The sequence below is a fragment of the Flavobacterium sp. KMS genome (genome assembly GCF_000813005.1).
Classification (GTDB): Bacteria; Bacteroidota; Bacteroidia; order Flavobacteriales; family Flavobacteriaceae; genus Flavobacterium.
On record NZ_JSYP01000032.1, the window covers coordinates 1 to 19897 of the forward strand.

At 32.3% G+C, this 19897-nt stretch carries 21 protein-coding genes and 1 other RNA gene; 14 read left to right on the forward strand and 8 right to left on the reverse strand.

Going from position 1 to position 19897, the window contains the following annotated elements:
- Positions 1-2091: choice-of-anchor L domain-containing protein (locus OA93_RS22315; protein WP_039116345.1), on the reverse strand; the 2091-nt coding region annotated here is incomplete at its 3' end.
- 801 nt (positions 2092-2892) lie between these two features.
- Between OA93_RS22315 and OA93_RS22320 the strand changes: the two genes are divergently transcribed.
- The 7 genes from OA93_RS22320 (at position 2893) to OA93_RS22350 (ending at position 9386) form a co-directional block, all read left to right on the forward strand.
- Positions 2893-3378 (forward strand): histidine phosphatase family protein, encoded by a 486-nt coding sequence (locus OA93_RS22320; protein ID WP_039116346.1) that lies wholly within the window; start codon positions 2893-2895, stop codon positions 3376-3378.
- Positions 3379-3383: 5 nt separating this feature from the next.
- Positions 3384-5453: a polyphosphate kinase 1 gene (ppk1, locus tag OA93_RS22325; RefSeq protein WP_039116377.1), complete on the forward strand. Its 2070-nt coding sequence runs from the start codon at positions 3384-3386 to the stop codon at positions 5451-5453.
- A 58-nt stretch (positions 5454-5511) separates the two neighbouring features.
- Positions 5512-6402, forward strand: coding sequence for a rod shape-determining protein (locus OA93_RS22330; protein ID WP_039116347.1), 891 nt, complete (start codon positions 5512-5514; stop codon positions 6400-6402).
- Between the two features lie 123 nt (positions 6403-6525).
- Positions 6526-7107, forward strand: coding sequence for a TMEM175 family protein (locus tag OA93_RS22335; RefSeq protein ID WP_039116348.1), 582 nt, complete (start codon positions 6526-6528; stop codon positions 7105-7107).
- Between the two features lie 42 nt (positions 7108-7149).
- Positions 7150-7710, forward strand: coding sequence for a Crp/Fnr family transcriptional regulator (locus tag OA93_RS22340; RefSeq protein ID WP_039116349.1), 561 nt, complete (start codon positions 7150-7152; stop codon positions 7708-7710).
- A gap of 59 nt (positions 7711-7769) precedes the next feature.
- A complete protein-coding gene (locus OA93_RS22345) occupies positions 7770-8801 on the forward strand; it encodes a saccharopine dehydrogenase (protein ID WP_240474783.1) in 1032 nt (343 codons plus the stop codon).
- 6 nt (positions 8802-8807) lie between these two features.
- Entirely contained in the window at positions 8808-9386 is a 579-nt protein-coding gene (locus OA93_RS22350) for an NAD(P)H-dependent oxidoreductase (protein ID WP_039116351.1), read from the forward strand.
- A gap of 149 nt (positions 9387-9535) precedes the next feature.
- Here the strand turns inward: OA93_RS22350 and OA93_RS22355 are convergent, their stop codons facing one another.
- Complete coding sequence (locus OA93_RS22355) at positions 9536-9880, reverse strand: DNA polymerase III (protein ID WP_082001868.1); 345 nt, start codon at positions 9878-9880, stop codon at positions 9536-9538.
- Between the two features lie 85 nt (positions 9881-9965).
- Here OA93_RS22355 and OA93_RS22360 point away from each other — a divergent pair, with 85 nt between their 5' ends.
- Positions 9966-10160 carry a hypothetical protein gene (locus OA93_RS22360; RefSeq protein ID WP_039116353.1) on the forward strand — a complete coding sequence of 65 codons (195 nt, stop codon included), beginning with the start codon at positions 9966-9968 and terminating at the stop codon, positions 10158-10160.
- Positions 10161-10173: 13 nt separating this feature from the next.
- Here OA93_RS22360 and dnaX read toward each other — a convergent pair whose 3' ends face one another.
- The 3 genes from dnaX to OA93_RS22375 all read right to left on the reverse strand — a co-directional run bounded on the left by dnaX (position 10174) and on the right by OA93_RS22375 (position 12533).
- Positions 10174-11259, reverse strand: a complete 1086-nt coding sequence (gene dnaX / locus OA93_RS22365; protein WP_039116355.1) for a DNA polymerase III subunit gamma/tau — start codon at positions 11257-11259, stop codon at positions 10174-10176.
- A 59-nt stretch (positions 11260-11318) separates the two neighbouring features.
- On the reverse strand, positions 11319-11891 hold the full coding sequence (locus tag OA93_RS22370; RefSeq protein WP_131474518.1) for a hypothetical protein: 573 nt from the start codon (positions 11889-11891) through the stop codon (positions 11319-11321).
- Positions 11892-12113: 222 nt separating this feature from the next.
- Positions 12114-12533, reverse strand: a complete 420-nt coding sequence (locus tag OA93_RS22375) for a lipocalin family protein (protein ID WP_039116357.1) — start codon at positions 12531-12533, stop codon at positions 12114-12116.
- Positions 12534-12939: 406 nt separating this feature from the next.
- Here OA93_RS22375 and OA93_RS22380 point away from each other — a divergent pair, with 406 nt between their 5' ends.
- The 4 genes from OA93_RS22380 to OA93_RS22395 all read left to right on the forward strand — a co-directional run bounded on the left by OA93_RS22380 (position 12940) and on the right by OA93_RS22395 (position 14850).
- Complete coding sequence (locus OA93_RS22380) at positions 12940-13419, forward strand: BON domain-containing protein (protein ID WP_039116378.1); 480 nt, start codon at positions 12940-12942, stop codon at positions 13417-13419.
- A gap of 7 nt (positions 13420-13426) precedes the next feature.
- Positions 13427-13798 carry a LysM peptidoglycan-binding domain-containing protein gene (locus OA93_RS22385; protein WP_039116358.1) on the forward strand — a complete coding sequence of 124 codons (372 nt, stop codon included), beginning with the start codon at positions 13427-13429 and terminating at the stop codon, positions 13796-13798.
- A gap of 186 nt (positions 13799-13984) precedes the next feature.
- Complete coding sequence (locus OA93_RS22390; RefSeq protein ID WP_039116359.1) at positions 13985-14425, forward strand: nuclear transport factor 2 family protein; 441 nt, start codon at positions 13985-13987, stop codon at positions 14423-14425.
- 8 nt (positions 14426-14433) lie between these two features.
- The gene (locus OA93_RS22395) at positions 14434-14850 is read left to right on the forward strand and encodes an NIPSNAP family protein (protein WP_082001869.1); all 417 of its coding nucleotides are present in this window, start codon (positions 14434-14436) and stop codon (positions 14848-14850) included.
- Between the two features lie 420 nt (positions 14851-15270).
- Here OA93_RS22395 and OA93_RS22400 read toward each other — a convergent pair whose 3' ends face one another.
- A complete protein-coding gene (locus tag OA93_RS22400) occupies positions 15271-15564 on the reverse strand; it encodes a hypothetical protein (protein ID WP_039116360.1) in 294 nt (97 codons plus the stop codon).
- 123 nt (positions 15565-15687) lie between these two features.
- Here OA93_RS22400 and rnpB point away from each other — a divergent pair.
- Together rnpB and OA93_RS22405 are read left to right on the forward strand one after the other, a co-directional pair.
- An RNA gene (rnpB, locus tag OA93_RS24320) (RNase P RNA component class A) lies at positions 15688-16007 on the forward strand.
- 170 nt (positions 16008-16177) lie between these two features.
- Positions 16178-17110: a 2-dehydropantoate 2-reductase gene (locus tag OA93_RS22405; protein ID WP_039116381.1), complete on the forward strand. Its 933-nt coding sequence runs from the start codon at positions 16178-16180 to the stop codon at positions 17108-17110.
- A gap of 363 nt (positions 17111-17473) precedes the next feature.
- Here the strand turns inward: OA93_RS22405 and OA93_RS22410 are convergent, their stop codons facing one another.
- Both OA93_RS22410 and OA93_RS22415 read right to left on the reverse strand, forming a co-directional pair.
- Positions 17474-18163, reverse strand: coding sequence for a response regulator transcription factor (locus OA93_RS22410; protein WP_039116361.1), 690 nt, complete (start codon positions 18161-18163; stop codon positions 17474-17476).
- Positions 18164-18476: 313 nt separating this feature from the next.
- Positions 18477-19892 (reverse strand): HAMP domain-containing sensor histidine kinase, encoded by a 1416-nt coding sequence (locus OA93_RS22415; RefSeq protein ID WP_240474784.1) that lies wholly within the window; start codon positions 19890-19892, stop codon positions 18477-18479.
- Positions 19893-19897: the final 5 nt, after the last annotated feature.

The window sequence follows — 19897 nt, forward strand, 5'->3', positions numbered from 1 at the left end:
ATCAGTTGCCACAGGAGCATTAGCTTGCGCAGCAGTTAATCCTGCAGTATCACTACATTGTAAAGTTACATTAAGTGCAGTTGGAGCTGTTGTCCAAGTCGGAGGAGTTGTATCTACAACATTAATAGTTTGGCTTACAGGAAGAGATGTGTTATTACAAGCATCTTTTGCAGTCCATGTTCTAGTTATAGAATAAGTTCCAGGACATGATCCAGGAGTATTTACGTCTGCAAAAGTAAGAGAACTTACCGTACCACTATCATCAGTGGCAGTTGCAGTTGCAAATACAGGAGTTTGAGGACAGTTAATAGTCGAAGGAAGAGGTAGCGGATTAACTATTGGTTTAGTAGAATCCCCACTATTGATGGTTACAGAAAGTTGTTGTTGACATCCATTAGCATCAGTCACAGTTACAATGTAAGCACCAGAAAGAATGTTCGTTAAATCTTGTGTTGTCGAAGCAAACGGATTTCCATCTTTTGTCCAACTATAAGTATAAGCACCAGTACCGCCAGTTACAGCTATATCTATTGCACCAGTTGCATCATTATTACATAATACATTGGTTTTAGATGTTAAAGTAACAGCTAAGGCAGCTGCAGGTTGCGTAATTGCAATAGTTAGAACTGCTTTACAACCATTTGCATCTGTTGCAGTAACTTCATAAGAACCAACAGTTAAGCCAGTTAAATTTTGAGTAGTTGCATAAGCGCTTCCATTTTTCTTCCATGAATATGTATAAGGCGCAACACCACCAGTAGCATTATTAAGAGTGATTGCTCCGGTAGAAGCTCCAAAACATTTTACATTTACATGCGATGCAACAGCTTCAGTTACTACAACGTTACTTACTGTTACAACAACAGGTTTTGTATCAGAACAACCTGAGGTAAGGTTTTTTCCTTTAATGTAATAAGTCCCAGCAGTTGCCGCAGTAGGAGTATTGTAAGGAATGGTAGCCGCAGCATCTAGCCAATATGTGTATGTTAACCCAGCAGTACTACCCGCCGTAACAGCAGGTGCAGTAAGGTTTACCGTATTAGGGAAGCATACTGGAGCAGGATTTGTAATTACTAAAGTATTTGTTGCAAAACTTTTTGCTTTTAAAAATACACCTGCATCATAAAGTTGATCAGATGCATCGGCAATAGCCATTTTTATTTTATAGGTTTGTCCAGGAGTAACTGCATAAGTAGCAGTAAGAACAGTAGTTGATCCATCGTATTCCATAATCGTAGCACCCGGTGCATTATTTACATAATACGATGCATTTTTAGCAGGAAAAGAAACATTGTTTACATTAGTTCCTGCAGAGTGAATGTTGTTTATGGTTACCGCATCATTATTTGGTAATTGCGCAAGATTTACTGCATTATTAGTATATGGACCTGTGATTCCAGGGCCACTTAAGAAAAAACCGAAAGCATCATTAAAGTCAGTATTAACATATTCAAGATACTCTTCTGAAGCAAATACAAACTGAAATTCAACAAGATTTCCATCAGGAACAAAATTAAATTCAAGGATAGCTGCATCATGCATTGTTTCACCAGAAATGTTTGTTAAGTCTGGATCACTTGCATTATTAACCATCGCATCTGATTTGTTTGTGTAGGTATTAGGCCCCATTGCAGAATTTATCTTTCCAGTTGCAATTAAAAGACCTTCATCAATTGGGAAAGTCGAAGTTCCTTTACTGTAATATCCTAATTGTCTATCACCAGCAGTCCCAGACCAAACATGATCATTCCAGTTCCAGTTATTTCCACTTCTTTGGTAATAACCAAATCTAACGTTGCTCACAATCAAACAGCCGGAAGTTAATATGTTTCTTACTAACTGATCAGGATTATATCCATTGTTTCCAGCAGCTGGATTAGCAACATCAATAGATCCTGCTACCGCTAATGCTTGTACGGCATCTGCATTTACTTTTACAGCATCTGCACTTAAAAGAGCACTTTTTTTGGCAGTGAATTTATTTTGGTAAGGCGTATTCCCAATTCTAATCGGAATATTTTTTTCTTGAGCGAATAAACCGGAAGAAAAAAAGAATAATCCTAAAATAGTTAATAAAGTAATTTTTTTCATAATCTTTAATTTCAAAAATTAATAGTTTCTCTAAAGTGATATCCTACGTGTAATTTTATTTAAATATAATTTTGGTGCGTTTAGGAATTAAGATCCTTTAAATAGATTTTTTGTGTTTGGGTTTTCCTTTTTCTTGCCTTCATATATTTAACTTTATGTTTTGTGAAATTTTTAATTTTTTAACATAATCAAAGTTATATAGTCTATTTTTAATTGATTTTTTTTTCCTGTAAATGACTCAAATACTCGTTGAAAAGACATTTTTGACCTAAAAAGAGGCAAAAAAGACGTTTAAATTTTGCGATTTTTATTTTTTTTAGAAGCAATTTTTGTCAAAATCTTGATGCGAAATAAAATTTTATTATTTTATAAATAATTGATTATCAGTTATTTATGTGTTTTAAGTTTTTATTTGAAACATCGATGAAATACATTTATCATAGATTAAGTACATGTTTTTCTTGTAAAAAAGGGAGAGATGTTTTTTAAAAGTTAATTCTTTATGAATTTTGTAATTGACCAAATGGGATGCTAAAATTTCTATGATCTTTTTTTAAGAATTTTTTAAGATTATTTTTTGTCATAAATAATTCACCACAATAAATTAGAAATATAAAAATTGAACAAAAGAGATGACCTTATAGAATTCTTTTGTAAATTGTAGCTAAATTTTCAAAGCTGTTTTTGCGATTTAATCATAAAAGATTCTTCTTTTTTTGAATTTGTAGCGATTAAAAGAGGGGGCAAATACAGTAAAAAACCAAAAGCTTAAATTCCATATAAACAAATAGTATCCGTAATATGAAAAATTTAATATTGATCAGACATGCAAAATCAAGTTGGGAAGCTCCTCTAAAAGATTTTGACAGACCTTTAGTAAAAAAAGGAATTCATGATGCTCATGACGTTTCAGCTAGTATTTCAAAGTTTCTTCCTAAGACCTATTTGATATGGAGCAGTACAGCTGCTAGAGCTGTAGAAACAGCACTTATTTTTGCACAAAATATTTCATACCCTATAGAAAGTATCATTTATAAGGATGAACTTTATACATTTGATGAGAAACATTTGGAAAAGGTTATCAAATCATGTAATAATGCTTTCGAAAGTGTTATTCTTTTCGGACATAACGAGGCTATTACAAATTTTGTTAATAAATTTGGGGATGTTTTTATCGACAATGTTCCCACATCAGGTTTTGTATCATTACAGTTTGATACAGAAAGTTGGGACAAATTAGATAAAGGCAGAACTCTCAAAACTATTTTCCCCAAAGATTTAAAATGAATACAGTGTACGAACAAAAATATATAGACCGCGAAAAAAGTTGGTTGGCATTTAATGCAAGAGTATTACAGGAAGCAGCCGATATTACAGTACCACTTTTAGACAGATTACGTTTTTTAGGAATTTTTTCGAATAATTTAGATGAATTTTTTAGAGTTCGTTATGCAGCCATCCGAAGATTAAGTCTTTCAGGGATTTCTGGCGAAAAATATTTAGGAGGAATATCAGCTCAACAATTGGTAAAAGATATTACCGAGATTGTGATCCAGCAACAATCCGAGAGTTTGAGGATATTAAGTAATATAGAGACCGAACTAGAAACGGAGAATATCTTTATAATTACCGAAAATGAAATTACAAAAGATCAGGAAGAGTTCTTAAAGAATTTTTTTATTGAAAAATTAAGTCCAGAACTTGTTACAATTATATTAAATGATTTAGCCGAATTTCCCGTTTTAAAAGATACATTGGGATATTTAGCAGTGCGCTTAGAGATGAATCATACTGCAGAAGTGCGATATGCAGTAATCGAAATACCTAAAACCATCAATCGATTTGTAGTTTTACCTTCGCATGACGATAAACATTATATTATCTTGATAGATGATGTTATCCGACACAATCTAAGTAGCATTTTTACCATTTTTGATTATAAAAGTGTTTCGGCGCACATGATAAAAATTACTCGTGATGCCCAATTAGATATCGATAGTGATTTGAGTAAAAGTATGCTCGAAAAAATTGCAACATCGGTTAAAGATAGACGAATAGGAGAACCAGTTCGTTTTATTTATGACCAATTGATAGAACCAGATACGCTGCAGTTTTTTCTGGAAAAAATGAAAATCATCTCTACAGATAGTATTATTCCTGGAGGAAGATATCATAACCGACGTGATTACATGAATTTTCCTAATCTAGGAAGATACGATTTGCTATACAAAACAAATGTACCATTGCCAATTCCGGGATTGAGCATGGAAGGAAGTATTTTGCAGAAAATTGGTAAAAAAGATTATTTGCTAAATGCGCCGTATCAATCATTTTCGTACGTAACAAAGTTTTTACGTGAGGCAGCTTTAGATCCAAAAGTTACATCAATTAAGATAACATTATATCGTCTGGCAAAGAATTCCCAAATCATTAGTTCATTAATTAATGCAGCCAAAAACGGGAAAAAAGTTATCGTACAAATAGAGTTGCAAGCTCGATTTGATGAAGCTTCGAATATTTCTTATGCAGAGCAAATGCAAACAGAAGGAATAGAGCTTATTTTTGGAATAAAAGGATTAAAGGTACACAGTAAAATATGTGTAATCGAAAGAGTTGATGAAGGTAAAACCAAAAGATATGGATTTATTTCGACTGGAAATTTCAATGAATCAACGGCTAAAATTTATACCGATGTAACATTATTTACAAGTCATCAGCAAATTCTAAAAGACATATCTAAGATATTTGAATTCTTTGATATCAATTACAGAGTACACCGTTACAAGCATTTAATAGTATCGCCACATTATACAAGGTCTAAATTTGTAAAATTAATCGATAGAGAGATTCTACATGCTTTGGCTGGACGTAAAACCTATATAAAGCTTAAAATGAATAGTTTATCAGATTTTAAAATGATAGATAAGCTATACGAAGCGAGTAATGCAGGAGTAAAAATACAATTACAAGTAAGAGGGATTTGTTCTTTGATTCCGGGAATTCCGGGAATGAGTGAGAATATCGAAGCGATAAGCATAGTCGATAATTACTTAGAACATTCTCGAGTTTATATTTTTGGAAATGCAGGATTGACAGAAGTGTATATTTCTTCAGCCGATTTTATGACCAGAAATCTAGATGGAAGAGTTGAGGTAACTTGTCCAATTTATGATCAGGCAATAAAAAATGAGTTAATAGATAACTTTAATATTGCTTGGAAAGGGAATGTAAAAGTGCGTTTTCATTCTTATAAACTGGATAATAAATACAAAGCGAGAAATCACCACGCCATATTTAGAGCACAATTAGAAACATACAAATATTACCAAAACAAAGTAAATGCTATAGAAGAAGTTGTGTAAAAGCTAATAAACACAACCTTAATATATCAAGATACTTAATTTCAAATCATAAGCGAGAATGATTAAAATAAAAAAATATGGAGCAATCGATATTGGATCAAATGCCATGCGATTGTTGATTGTCAATGTGGTAGAACAAGAGGGAAAGGAACCTCAATTTAATAAAAGTTCCCTTGTGCGCGTTCCAATTCGTTTAGGACAAGACGCCTTTACAGTTGGAGAAATATCTGAAGAAAATATTGAAAGAATGTGCGATGCAATGAAAGCATTCAATCTTTTAATGAAAGTACATAAAGTAGAACGTTATATGGCATTTGCTACATCGGCAATGAGAGAAGCTTATAATGGAAAAGAAGTGGTAGCAATCATCAAGAAAAAAGCTGATATAAAAATTGAAATAATAGATGGAAAAAAAGAAGCTGCCATTATTGCTTCTACAGATTTACATCATTTATTAAAAACAGATCAGACGTATCTTTTTGTAGATGTTGGAGGAGGAAGTACAGAGTTTACATTATTCTCTAACGGGAAAATGGTAACTTCAAGATCATTTAAAGCAGGAACAGTACGTTTATTAAACGGAATGGTATGCGATGTAGTTTGGGATGAAATAGAAAAATGGATCAAAACAAATACAGAAGAATACGAAGAAGTAACTCTTATAGGTTCTGGAGGAAATATCAATAAGTTGTTTAAAATGTCGGGGAAACAACAAGAAAAGCCATTGTCATATATTTATGTGAATTCACAATATGCTTTCTTAAATTCTCTAAGTTACGACCAAAGAATAGCCGAATTAGGACTCAACCCCGATCGTGCCGACGTTATCATTCCAGCTACAAGAATTTATCTTAACGCAATGAAATGGAGTGGAGCAAGACAAATCTATGTTCCTAAAATAGGACTTTCGGATGGTATTGTAAAAGCAATGTATTACGGTAAAATTTAATTTTTTTGCCACGACCCGAGCGATAGCGAACTGGCGAAGCAATTTCACAAATTGTTTTTTATAATTGGAATGAAAAATTAGTGAAAATTTGTGTAATTCGTGGCAGAATTTATAATATAATAGATGAATAAAACGAGATTAGAGGCTTTTAGCGATGGTGTTTTGGCAATTATACTAACCATAATGGTTCTTGAAATTAAAGTTCCTCACGGAGAAAGTTTTAAGGATTTATTACCTCTTTTTCCTAAATTTCTCAGCTATATTTTGAGTTTTATTTACATAGGTATTTATTGGAACAATCACCATTATTTACTACACGGACTTACCAAGGTCAATGCTAAAATTCTTTGGGCTAATTTGCATTTGCTATTTTGGCTTTCATTAGTTCCAGTTTCCACAGGTTGGATGGGAGAACATAATTTTGCCAAACCAGCTATGGCATTGTATGGTTTTATATTACTTTTATCTGCAATTGCTTATGTTATATTGCAAAAGATTATTGTTTCTAGCGAAGGAAAAAATTCGGCTTTAGCGAAAACATTAGGTAAAGACTTAAAAGGAAAAGCTTCTGTAGTTTTATATGTAGTAGGAATCGTTAGTTCTTTTTATAACGAATGGATTTCAGGTGCTTGTTATTTTATAGTAGCATTATTATGGTTGATTCCAGATAAAAGAATTGAAAATCTTTTTGGCTCAGCCGAATAAAACAATTAATTCTTAGTCCTTCTTTATCTACAATAAAATATAATGAAATCAATATTTCAATCCCTTCAGATTTTACCTTCGAATGAATTAGATAAACTGGATGGTTTAATTACTAAAAAGAAATTAAAAAAAGGTGATTTTTTAATTCAGGAAAATCAAATATCCAAAGAGATAGTTCTGATAAAATCGGGCGCTTTACGCTCTTTTTATATCAATAACGAGGGAGAAGAAATCACAAACTGCATTACATTCGAGAATGAGTTTATGGCTGCTTTTGCTAGTTTTATTACCCAGAAACCAACAGAAGAGAATATTCAGGCATTATTTGATACCGAACTCGAAGTGATAAGTCACGCCAATATCGAACATCTTTATGAGAATAGTATCCATTGGCAAAAAGTTGGGCGAATAATAGCCGAAATGCAATATATAAACTTAGAACAACGTATTCTGTCTTTTCAAAAACTAACAGGAAAAGAACGATACGAAACACTTTTTAAGAATCATCCTAATTACATTCAGTTAATTCCGTTGCAATATTTAGCTTCCTTTTTGGGAGTAACACCAAGGCATTTAAGCCGAATTAGAAAAGCTATTTTATAGGACATTTGTCCAGTTATTGAGAGCCACTCCATCATTAATTTTGCTAAAAACAATATTTAATGATGAGAAAAAATATTTTAGTAATTGGAGGAACAGGATTGGTAGGCAAAGTCATTTTACGTATTCTTAAAGAAAGAAATCCTGATTATAATTTATTTGTAGGGAGTCGCCAATTAGGAAATACCGCTAATGATTTGGTTATTGATGTGAATAATTCAAAGACATTTGGTTCGATTACACATAATAAAATCGATTTGATCGTAATGTGTACAAAAGATAGTAATAATGCCATTTTACAATTTGCAATACAAAACAAACTCGATTATATTGATATTACAAAACCAACTCCAGATTTAACTGTTGCGTATAATTTTGCTATAGCAAATAAGCAAAAGATAGATAGTTATATAGTTTTTAGTTCAGGATGGATGGGAGGAATTGTAGGTAGTTTGATTGATTTTGTTGAGCCCGACAAAAGTAAAATTCAAGAAATTAGCCTTTATATTTATTATTCAGTAAAAGATTTAGCAGGGAAAAGTTCAGCCAATTTTTTAGCCGAAAATGTTTGTAAGCCATTTATTGTTTATAAAAATAATAAGGCAGAAGAAGTAAAGCATTTTCTAGGTTCAGAAAAATTTAATTTTGAGTTTGGCATAGGAAAACGCCAAGCTTATAATCTAGATGTTCCAGATTTGTTTATTTTAAATCAGATAGAAAAAATCCCAACTGTTTCGGTTAAAATGACCTATAATTCTAAATTTGTCACTAGTTTAATGGGGTATTTTCAATCGCTAAAGATTTTTAATATCATGTCTTTAAAAGAAAGACAATTGATGTTTGGTTCAAGCGGAAACGGAGATCAGACAGTTTTTGAAGTTGTTATTAAGACTCAGGATAAAACTAAAAAGATTAGTTTACAAAGTAGTAAAGGTCAAGCCGAATTAACTGCATTTTCGACAGTTTTGCATATCGAAAAGATGTTAAGTGAGACTTTGACTAGCGGAATTTATTTTAGTCATCAAATGCATTCATCAAAAGGTGTTTATGAAGCCTTAAATAGTTACAATACAATTAATCTTAAAATAAGCTAATTGAACATGAAAAATATTCTAATTATAAACGGACATCCTAATCCAGCGAGTTTTAATTTTGCTTTAGTCGAAGCTTATAAAAAAGGAGCTTTAAAAACTGATGCTAAAGTAGAAACGATTACAATTGCCGATTTAAAATTTAGTCCCAATTTGAAATTTGGTTACCAAAAAAGAACTGAATTAGAACCTGATTTAATAGAGTCTTGGGACAAAATAAAAAAAGCAGATCATTTGGTTTGGATTCATCCAGTTTGGTGGGGAGGTTTGCCAGCAATAACCAAAGGGTTTATTGATCGTCTTTTTTTACCTGGAATGGCTTTTCAGTACCGTGAAAATTCCGTTTGGTGGGATAAACTTCTAAAAGGTAAAACAGCGCATATTATTACAACTCTCGATCAGCCCGGCTGGTATTACAGATTGGTTTTTGGAAGACCAAGTGTGAACCAGTTAAAGAAATCAACTTTAGAATTTTGTGGTATAACACCAGTTAAGGTAAGTTATATCGGAGTTATAAAAACATCCGATAATAACCAAAGAGAAAAATGGTTGACTAAAGTTTACAATCTTGGATTAAAAAATAAGTGATTTTTTGCCACTGATTTAAATGATTTATCCCGTCCCGACATTTCGGGATTGGGATTGAGAGCCTAGCGTAAAACCTTTGAATCTTTGCATATCAGTCCCGAAACTTCGGGATTAGAACCTTAAAAAAAGCCTCAGAACCTCTTTTTAAATTATCCTTGTAAATCTAATCCAAATGTTGTTTTTAAAAGTTCAATGTTTGGATTTATTTCTAATAAACGGTTGTAACGATCCTGGTCATTATAGCTTCTTTTACTTTCGTAAGCTTCATTTACAATTACATTAATTGTGATATCATGATTATGCAAATGACCTCTTAAGTGACCTAAGATACCGTGCATTTCTTTCTCAAAATCTAGTTTAGAACCTTCGTTGGGTAATTCGATGCTAATAGAAGTTCCGTTTAAAACAGGATCGTTTATAAGCAATAACGATTCCATTATCTTAAATCCTTTTTCACCTAAACGTTGTGCATACTTATTCCATTGCAATAACATTTCAGTTTCAGTAAAATCTTCCGTAGGTAAATCAGCTGTAGTAGGCTTTACGTAAGATTTACTGCTTTCTTCTAATTCTTTCTTCTTGCGAATACTCGATAATGAAAATGCCGAAATACCAGATATTGTTGTGCTTGGTGCAACTGGTGGTTTTTGTGGGGCTACAGTTTCTGCTTTAGCAGGTACAGGAGCTACATTGGGAGTTACGGGTACAGAAGTTTGTTCTTTCTTTTCGGCAGAAGGTTTAACTTCTGTGATGGAGAAAGTAGGATTTCTATAATAAGTAGGCGGAATTATATATTGGTCAACTTTTTTTTTTCTCCATCAAAATTGATAGAGGCCAATTGCATTAAACTAAGTTCAACCAAAAGACGCTGGTTTTGACTCAATTTGTATTTTAAATCACAATCATTAGCAATTTCAATTCCTTTTAGTAAAAATTCCTGAGAAGCTTTTTGAGATTGTACCCCATACATTTGTTGCGCTTGTTCACCAACTTCTAGAAGTGATAAAGTAGCAGGAGTTTTGCTTACCAATAAATCTCTAAAATGCGATGCTAAACCAGCAATAAAATGATGTCCATCAAAACCTTTGGCTAGGATATCATTGTATGCCATTAATAATTCAGGGATTTTATTTTCTAGGATAAAATCGGTGATAGCAATATAGGTTTCGTAATCTAAAACATTTAGGTTTTCGGTAACTGCCTGACGTGTTAAATTAGTACCACAATAAGAAACAACTCTATCAAAAATTGATAAAGCATCACGCATAGCGCCATCCGCTTTTTGTGCAATAATATGTAGTGCATCGTCTTCAAAAACAACACCCTGACTTGTTGCAACTTCAGCTAAATGTTCTTTAGCATCTTTTACGGTAATTCTTTTGAAATCGAAAATCTGGCAACGAGATAAAATCGTCGGAATGATTTTATGTTTCTCTGTTGTTGCTAATATAAAGATGGCATGTTTAGGCGGTTCTTCTAATGTCTTTAAGAAAGCATTAAAAGCTGCCGATGACAACATATGCACCTCATCAATAATATATACTTTGTATTGTCCTGTTTGTGGCGGGATTCTAACTTGATCAATCAAGTTACGGATATCGTCTACAGAGTTGTTTGAAGCAGCATCGAGTTCGAAAACATTAAATGCAAAATCTTCATTAGGATCATCATAACCTGGTTGGTTTATTTTTCGGGCAAGAATACGAGCACAAGTTGTTTTACCAACTCCACGTGGTCCTGTAAATAATAAAGCCGAAGCAAGATGATTACTATCTATGGCATTAAGTAAAGTGTTGGTAATGGCTTTTTGTCCCACAACATCCTTAAATGTCTGCGGGCGATACTTACGAGCCGATACTACAAATTGTTCCATAGTTTGTTTATTGGGTAGCAAAGATAAGATTTTTGTTTATTTTTTTAGGGGTATTTTGTTTATTTGATGAATATCTTTTTCTTCAGAATTATAAAGATTAAAAATGAAAATAATAGTATATTGACAATCAAAGAAATGATAATATACTTGCTGTAGCTTTCTATTTTTAGCTCTGTTTTTTCTTTTTCTGAAATTATATTTTGAGAAGATTTGTATGCTCTAAGCAGTTCTAATTGATAAAAGAAAGTTGAAAGTGTTTCATTTCTTATTTTTAAGTTTTCTACTTCACAAATAATAGAATCTAGTTTAGTGATTTTCTTGCCGTAAATGCCATGAATTGGAACCGGAGGTAGAAAACCAGTCCCTATTTCCATTGTTTGAGTTGGAGATCTTAAATCTAGGGTTATTGTTTTCTTGTCTTTATTGAATAGTGCATAAACTATCCATAAATCCTTTTTTAAAGGATATATGGGATAATCAGTTTCGTCACTTTTAGCATTAATAATTTTGGAATTATAATTTCCTTTAAATAATTCTAAAATTCTGAAAGTAGAGATTTTATTGATTGTATCTATTTTAATTAGTTCACCATAAAAGATTATATCAGCACCCTTAATCCCTTGATTAACCATTGCTTCTTTTTTTAAGCGTCTAAATTCACTTGAATAAGAATAATTATAAAAGCAAAAGAATGCTAAGAATAAGATGTACTTTAATTTCATGGAGCTGATTTTAATACAATAATACTATTTTTAATTATAGTATTTAGAAGTTGATGCAACTCAAATAAAAAACGGAAATAACTTTTTAAAGTTATTTCCGTTTTAGGTTGATACTAATATAAACGATTGTCTTTATCTAGTATATACAGTTATGATTCCTGCTGCATCTTTTAGTTTTAACTCGCTAAGAGTTAGGTTTACTATATCCTGAGTTTTAGATTCGCCATCAATAACTGTTGTTAAGTTATTATGCGATCTGGAATAAATTCCAGCACTAGTTGTTAATGCACAAGCACTAATTGTAGAATCATAATCTCCTTCGGTTGCAGTATTATCAAGTTTAAGTTCGAGATAATCCTTATTACAGCCTGTTTGATTTTGTGGAGCATCTACCAAAGTTTCTGTTCCGCTAACAACAGTACCTACTTTACTAAGATCCCATTTTCCTGATAGAGGTATCAGTGTTTCTCCTTCGTTGTCATCACTACTACATGAAGTTGAAAATAAACTGATACTAAATAATATTGCGAGTAATATGCTTCTGTTTTTCATTTTAAAATCTTTAAAAGGTTAGATGCTAATATAGTTGCAACACAAGGAAGTAATGTTGTACAATTTTCGATTTCATTTACATAATTAGTTGATTTGTAATAAAATATAATTGGCAAATGTTGTTTTTATCTATTATATTTATAGATAATTTCTATTTTTTGCTAAATCTGAATTTTATAACAACTAAGTTGGATTCAATTTTTTAAGAAATAATATTAATGGTTCTTAGGTTGGAAATACTCGTAGTTACTGAAAATAGGTGTTGCATAACTAAAAGCTTTAGAGTTATTCAATACTTTGATTTTTAGTAATTGATTAAAATTTAATTTGTAAGATAATTTGTAATATTTTGTTGTTTTGTTCGTTAACTTTAAATCGTTTAATTAATTTAAAAAAAAACATGATTATGAAAATTAAGTCTATTTTGTTAGGAATGAGTTTAGCTTTTTTATTAGTGGCTTGTGGTCCCAAAGATGCAGATATTCAAAAAGAGATTGCTGCAAAAATGGGTGACATGTCAGGAATGGAAGTTACTGTAAAAGATGGTATAGCTACTATTTCGGGAGTTTGTAAAGATGCTGCTTGCAAAGAAAGCTGTGAGGCTATTGCAAAAGGAATTAAAGGAGTGAAATCGGTAGTGAATAACTGCGAAATTGCTGCTCCTGAGCCTGTAGCTACTGCTGCGCCTGTTGTAATTAATGCCGATAGTGTTTTAAATACTTCGATAAACGAGGTAGTAAAAACGTACAGTGGTGTAACTGCTACAGTTTTGGATGGTGTAGTAACACTTAAAGGTGATATTAAAAGAGACCAATTACCAGCTTTGATAAAAAGTGTACAAGAATTGAAACCTAAAAAAGTTGAAAACAAGTTAACTATTAAATAAAGATTTTATGAGTTTACAAGATAAATACAGAGAATTAACAAGTTTAGCTACTGATTTAGGTATCGCTAATTTGGAAGTAAGAGAGCAGGATAATGTTTTGTATGTTGATGGAACTGCAAAATCTGCTGAGGACAAAGAAAAACTTTGGGCTGTTTACGGAAAAATTGATCCTGATTTTAGAGCAGCAGATGTTGTTATGAATATTGCTGTTGCTGAGGGAACAACAACAGATTATACTGTTGTAGGAGGTGATTCCCTATCAAAAATTGGAAAAGCACATGGAGTTTCATGGCAAGCAATTTACGAAGCTAATAAAGATGTGATTAAAAATCCTGACTTAATACAAGTTGGTTGGAAATTAAAAATACCAACAGCATAATTTATTTATGTTGTTATTCTTAAAAGTCTATCATTTTATGATGGACTTTTTTTATGGATATAGGTTACTTAATTGGTTGCTTGGTTATTATGAGTATAATATATATCAAGAAATGTTTTTTTTATATTAAAATCTATTATTTTTATCTGTGAAATTTATAGACTAATAGAACTTAATGAATTAATTATGAGAAAAATTAAACTGTTGTTTTTTTTACTTCTAGTAAGTAATCTAAATTTTGGACAAAGTAAGACTGATGAGGATTCGATTAAAGCAATTATTGAAAGTGCTTATATAGGCGGAATACACAATGGAGGGCCAATTGAAGATATACGAAAAGGTTTTCACCCTACTTTTAAAATGTTACGATTAGATAACAATGATGTTGTGTCGGTTGCATTGGAGGAATGGATAATAGGAATTGAAAAGGGACGTAAGCAAAATGCTGATAAACCAATAATAAAGGCTGAAAGTGAATATTTGAATGTAATAGTATCTGGAAATGCAGCAACAGTTGTTATGAATGTATCTAAGAACAAAAAGAAAATTTTTACAGATCATTTGACGCTGTATAAATTTTCTGAGGGTTGGCGAATTGTCTCTAAAGCATTTTATAGAATCCCTTAATTTTAGATATGAAACTACTTTTATTGACTCTGTTATTAATTACAACATCGGTTGTAAGATGTCAAAATACAATTGCTGTATCTGTTGATAGTAAGGTGACTCCGATTTATGAGCTACGTATTTATGAAATATTCGAAAATAACAAAAAGGGTTTTCATGATCGATTTAGAAATAATGCAATGGAGATTATGAAGAAATACAATTTTAAAATTTCTTCGATTTGGGAATCAAAATCAGATAAGAAAACAGAATTCGTTTATCTTTTGGAATGGACTGACGAAGCAACAATGAAGAAAGCTTGGGAACAATTTCGAGCAGATAAAGAATGGATAGAAATTAAAAAACAAACTAGTGCAAAGTTTGGAGATTTAATAGGCAATATTGAAGATCGGGTTTTGACAAAAATGGATTATTCGCCATATTGATTATCTTAGTTGTTAGCTAGCGCGAGCGTCCCGCTCGTGACTACAGTGTTAAGAAAGTCATCAAAATCTTGCCTTATAAATGTTCACGAGCGGGACGCTCGCGCTAGCGTGGGAAATACTGTACCGAATAATTCTCACGCAAAGTCGCCAAGCCGCCAAGTTTACGCCTAAAATCTTTGCGCTTTTGCGGCTTTGCGAGAAAAAGTATTAGTTCAGAAAGCTTAACTTAACGATATTGCGAGCTAGTGCTGGTGATTAAAAGAAAAGAAAAATGACTAAATATTAATTTAGTTGAAATTTGAGATTAGATATTCTGATGAAAACCCAAATCCCTAGCCCTGATAGAAGCGGCATCCTTTTTCTGGCTTTTTTTAGCCAGAAAAAGATACAGCGGAGAGCAGGAATAGCTCCTAAATAAAACTATCTTCCTCTGATGCTTAAATCACTTAATATTTTTGCAGTTTCAGAATCGGAATTGGCTGAAAATCCAGCGACGTAAACACCTTTTTTGCCCGATGTAGATTTTATTCCATAAACCACAGCTTCATCGCCTGGATCTGATTCACCTTCGTATCGATACACATGTACGATTTCAAATTTTTCAGGATTTTTCTTTATTACATCTTCATTTAGATTAAAATCATAAGTAAATCCTTTTTCGTTTAATTGATCCAAAGCTTTGGATACAGTTGCGTAGTGATACATTCTAATCATGATAAATGAAATTTTGGTGGTTAACGTTTAAAGATAACTATTTTAAAATTAAGTGTTTGTAAAAGGAGTGTTAAAGTAAATTTTATAATGGAGAAAAGAGAGCAATAAAAACGCTAAATTTGCCCCGCAGACCGCCTTATCGTCGCTCATTTAGGTGAGGGGAGGAAAGTCCGGACACCACAGAGAAGCATAGCGGGTAACACCCGTCGGCGTTAGCAATAACGTTAGGACAAGTGCAGCAGAAAGTATGTACAGGTAATGCTGTAGTGAAAACAGGTAAACTCTATGCGGTGAAATATCAAGTATATCAGCATTTAAGGGCTTCTCGTTCGTTGCTGAAGGGTAGATAGCTTGAACTTATGAGTAATTGTAAGTCTAGATAAATGATAAGGTATTGTTAGTAATAACAAGAACAGAATCCGGCTTATAGGTCTGCATTTTTTTATATTTGTGAGAGTATTAAATTTATTTTCATGATAAATCTTCACTAGTTATTTCTGAAATTAAACATGATACAAAGACGCGTAGATTATGAATGTTTGCGTTTTTTAATCTGTGGAATCTTTTTATCCCGTTTCGAACCGTCGAGATTGGGAGTGGCAAAAAAAATAATATGAAAACAAGAATTGGAATTTTAGGATTGGGTGGAGTAGGTGGTTATTTTGGTGGACTTTTGGCGAAAGCCTACGCCGAAAACGATGCTATAGAAGTCGTTTTTATTGCGCGTGGTAAAGCAATGGAAGTTATTGCCAAATCGGGTCTTAAAATTAGTACTGATGAAGGAGAAACGATTGTTTTTCCGACTGTAGTATCTAATGATCCTGATGCAATTGGGAAACTAGATTACCTTATTTGCGCTACTAAAACCTATGATATCGAAGAAAGTCTTGATGCCATAAGAAAATGTATTACCAAGAATACTGTTTTTCTTCCTTTATATAATGGCGTTGACGCCACGGAACGTATTAGTATCATTTTTCCTGATAATGAAGTTTTGCAAGGTTGCGTTTACATCGTTTCGATGATTGCTGAACCTGGTGTTATTAAAAAAACTGGAATTTACGAAAAGTTATTTTTTGGTTCTGATAGTGCTTCTGTTTATAGAATGAAGGCGTTGCAAACCATTTTTCAGAATGCTAAAATCGAAAGTTATCTCGTTGATAATATAGAAGAAACAGTTTGGGAGAAGTTTGTTTTTATATCGTCTTTGGCTTCAGCTACTTCTTACTTGAATCAGAATATTGGTGAAATCATGGAAAATGCTTCTAGCCGAAATTTATATGTTTCATTACTTAATGAAATCACTATGATTGCGGCTGTAAAAGGACTGAATCTTCCTAATGATATTGTAATGCAAACTATCCTGAAATTGGAGAAAACACCTCGTGATGCAACTTCGTCTATGCACCGTGATTTGTTGGCAGGAAGAAAAATCGAACTTTCATCTCTTACTGAATTTGTGGTAAATGAAGGTTTGAAGTATGAAATTGAAACACCAACATATCAGCTGATTTTTGATAAATTAGATACACACGAGAATAATTAATATTCGTTGAGTATAATTTTCAACACATAGAAACATAGCTTTCAAATTGTAAAAGACGTTTCACTCAAAATAAACCGCATAGAGCTATGCGGAAAAATCATGATTTTATAGAAATACCTTAAAATTTTAGATTAAAATCTATCCCGAAGCGGAATGTCATTAAGTTAAGCTTTTCTTAGTCAATGATGATTAATTATTTTCTCGCAAAGTCGCAAAAGCGCAAAGATTTTAGGTGTAAACTTGGCGACTTTGCGAGAGATTTTATTCGGCACAGTATTAAAGTTTTTTTCTTAACTTAATGACATTACCCGAAGCGTCGGGACTATGTGTTAGGTGTTTTTTTGTGAATGTAGCTATGGGTAATTAATCACTTATCTTAAATTCCAGTCCGATATTACGGATGCTATCGATACTAATTCGGGAATCGTCTTTAAAGTATTTTCGAATTTTACTGATGTAAACATCCATACTTCTACCTGAAAAAAAGTCGTCATTTTTCCAAATCGATTTTAGGATTTGTTCTCTTTTTAGCATTTGGTTTTTATGCGTGTAAAAGAAATGAATAAGCGCAGCTTCTTTCTCTGTAAGTTGTTGGTTTTTGTTGTCTTTTCTTAATGATAATCGTTTGGTATCAAATAAATAATCTCCAATTTGTAACTCGTTGGCTTCTGAGAAAAGAGATGTTTTTTGTTGGCTTCTTTTCAGGATGTTATTTAGGCGTAAGATAAGTTCTTCGGCTTCAAAGGGTTTTACAATGTAATCGTCTGCGCCGAGCTTTAATCCAATTATTTTATCTTCTTTAAGTTTTCTTGCTGTGAGAAAAATGAATGGAATTTCGGGATTGATTTTGATGATTTTTTCGGCAAGCGTAAATCCGTCAATAATAGGCATCATGACATCGAATACGCAAATATCGAATGCTGTAGTTTGAAAAACAGCTAATGCTTCCTGACCGTTTTCGGCCCAAGTAACATCATAATCATACAATTCCAGGTATTGTTTGAGTACGTTTGCAAAATCGGAATCATCCTCGGCTAAAAGTATTTTTTTCATTTTAGATTATAAATTTATTTTACAGCTAAGGCACAAAGAGACGGAAAGTTTATGTTAAAATTGATTCTTTTGATCTAATTATGGTTAATTCTTTTCGCGCAAAGACGCAAAAGCGCAAAGGTTTTAGGCGTAAACTTGGCGGCTTAGCGACTTTGCGTGACATTTATTCGGTACAGTATTGCAGCTATTTTTCTTAACTTAATGACATTGCGCTTCGGGATAGATTTTATGTGTAAAATAGAACACAAAAATAAATCCATTTCTTTCACATAGTTAATTATATACATGACGACTGAAAACTGAAACTAAAAACTTAACTCAACGGAAAACTAATATAAAACTTGGCTCCTTTTCCTAAATCGCTTATTACTGCAATCGTACCTTGATGAGCTTTGATGATTTGGTTTACATAATAAAGTCCTAATCCCAATCCTTTAGAATTATGCAGATTGCCTTGTTCTACACGATAGAATTTATCAAAAAGTAAAGAATGTTTGCTTTTAGAAATCCCGATTCCGTCATCCTGAATACTAAGATTAAATTGGTTTTGGTTTAATGTAGTTTTTATGATAATGGTTTTCGAACCATATTTTACTGCATTTTCGAGCACATTTAAGATTGCTGTTGTTAAGTGAAATTTATCTAATACAAGAGTAGTTTCGCTTGTGCCAAAATGGGTTTCTATCTTAACCTTAGGATATGCAATTTTAAAATCTTCGATAATTGCATTTAAGAAAGACTCGGTAATAATCTTTTCTTTCTGCATTTTCATTTCATTTTCATCTAGAGAATTTGCCAGAACTTGGTCTATCAAACTCTGTAAACGATTGTTTTGACGCGAAATGGTATTAAGAATCGAGTTGAAATGAATTTCGTTGTCACGAATGTCTTTTCGCTCTAGTATTTTGGTCGAAATAGCCAGAGTCGTTAAAGGCGTTTTGAGTTCGTGTGTGATATTATTGATAAAATCGGTCTTTATATCGCTTACTTTTTTCTGTTTTATCAATGCTTTTATGGCAATTACAAAAAGTGTTACCAAGGTTAAGATTGATAGTAGGGACAAGAATAAAATCATGCTCATCCTTTTTAATATTATCATTTCCCAATCGATAACCGATACGTACATAGAATCTTCGGTAAGCAAATTATAATCTTGCATTTGCGCTGTTCCGTTTGTTGTACCCACATAATTCCGGACTAAAAAGGCATTGTCTAAAGAAGCCAGATTACCATATAATTTGTTTTTTATAAATGGTTTTTCGGAGAAAATTGTATCGGCTTTTTTAGAACTATTATAGATGATAAACTTGTTGAGTACAATGGCAAAATCTATAGAGAAATTTGGAATTTCTCTATTAAACTTCTGTTGCAATTTTCGGGTTAGTTCACCTCGAAATTCGTTTTGAAGCAAAGCAGTTTTAATATCCGATTTTGTTTTCTTATCATGTATATAATTCTCGGCTAATTGTTTGTAGAGATGTTCTTTTTTGTTGACAATTGTCGAATCGATATCGCTATAATCATTTGTGATAAAAGCAATTTCATTCTTAATCTCTGAGTGAAACTGTGCTACTTTATAATCATACGTTGTTTTTACCAAATAGCATTGCACAACAGATAAAACCACCAGAGCGATAGCTGATAAAAAGATTAATAAGTTGATTCTGTGTTTCATTTCATCCAATAAATACATCCCAAAAATAAAGCTTTTATCTTTTAATTTATGCATTAACC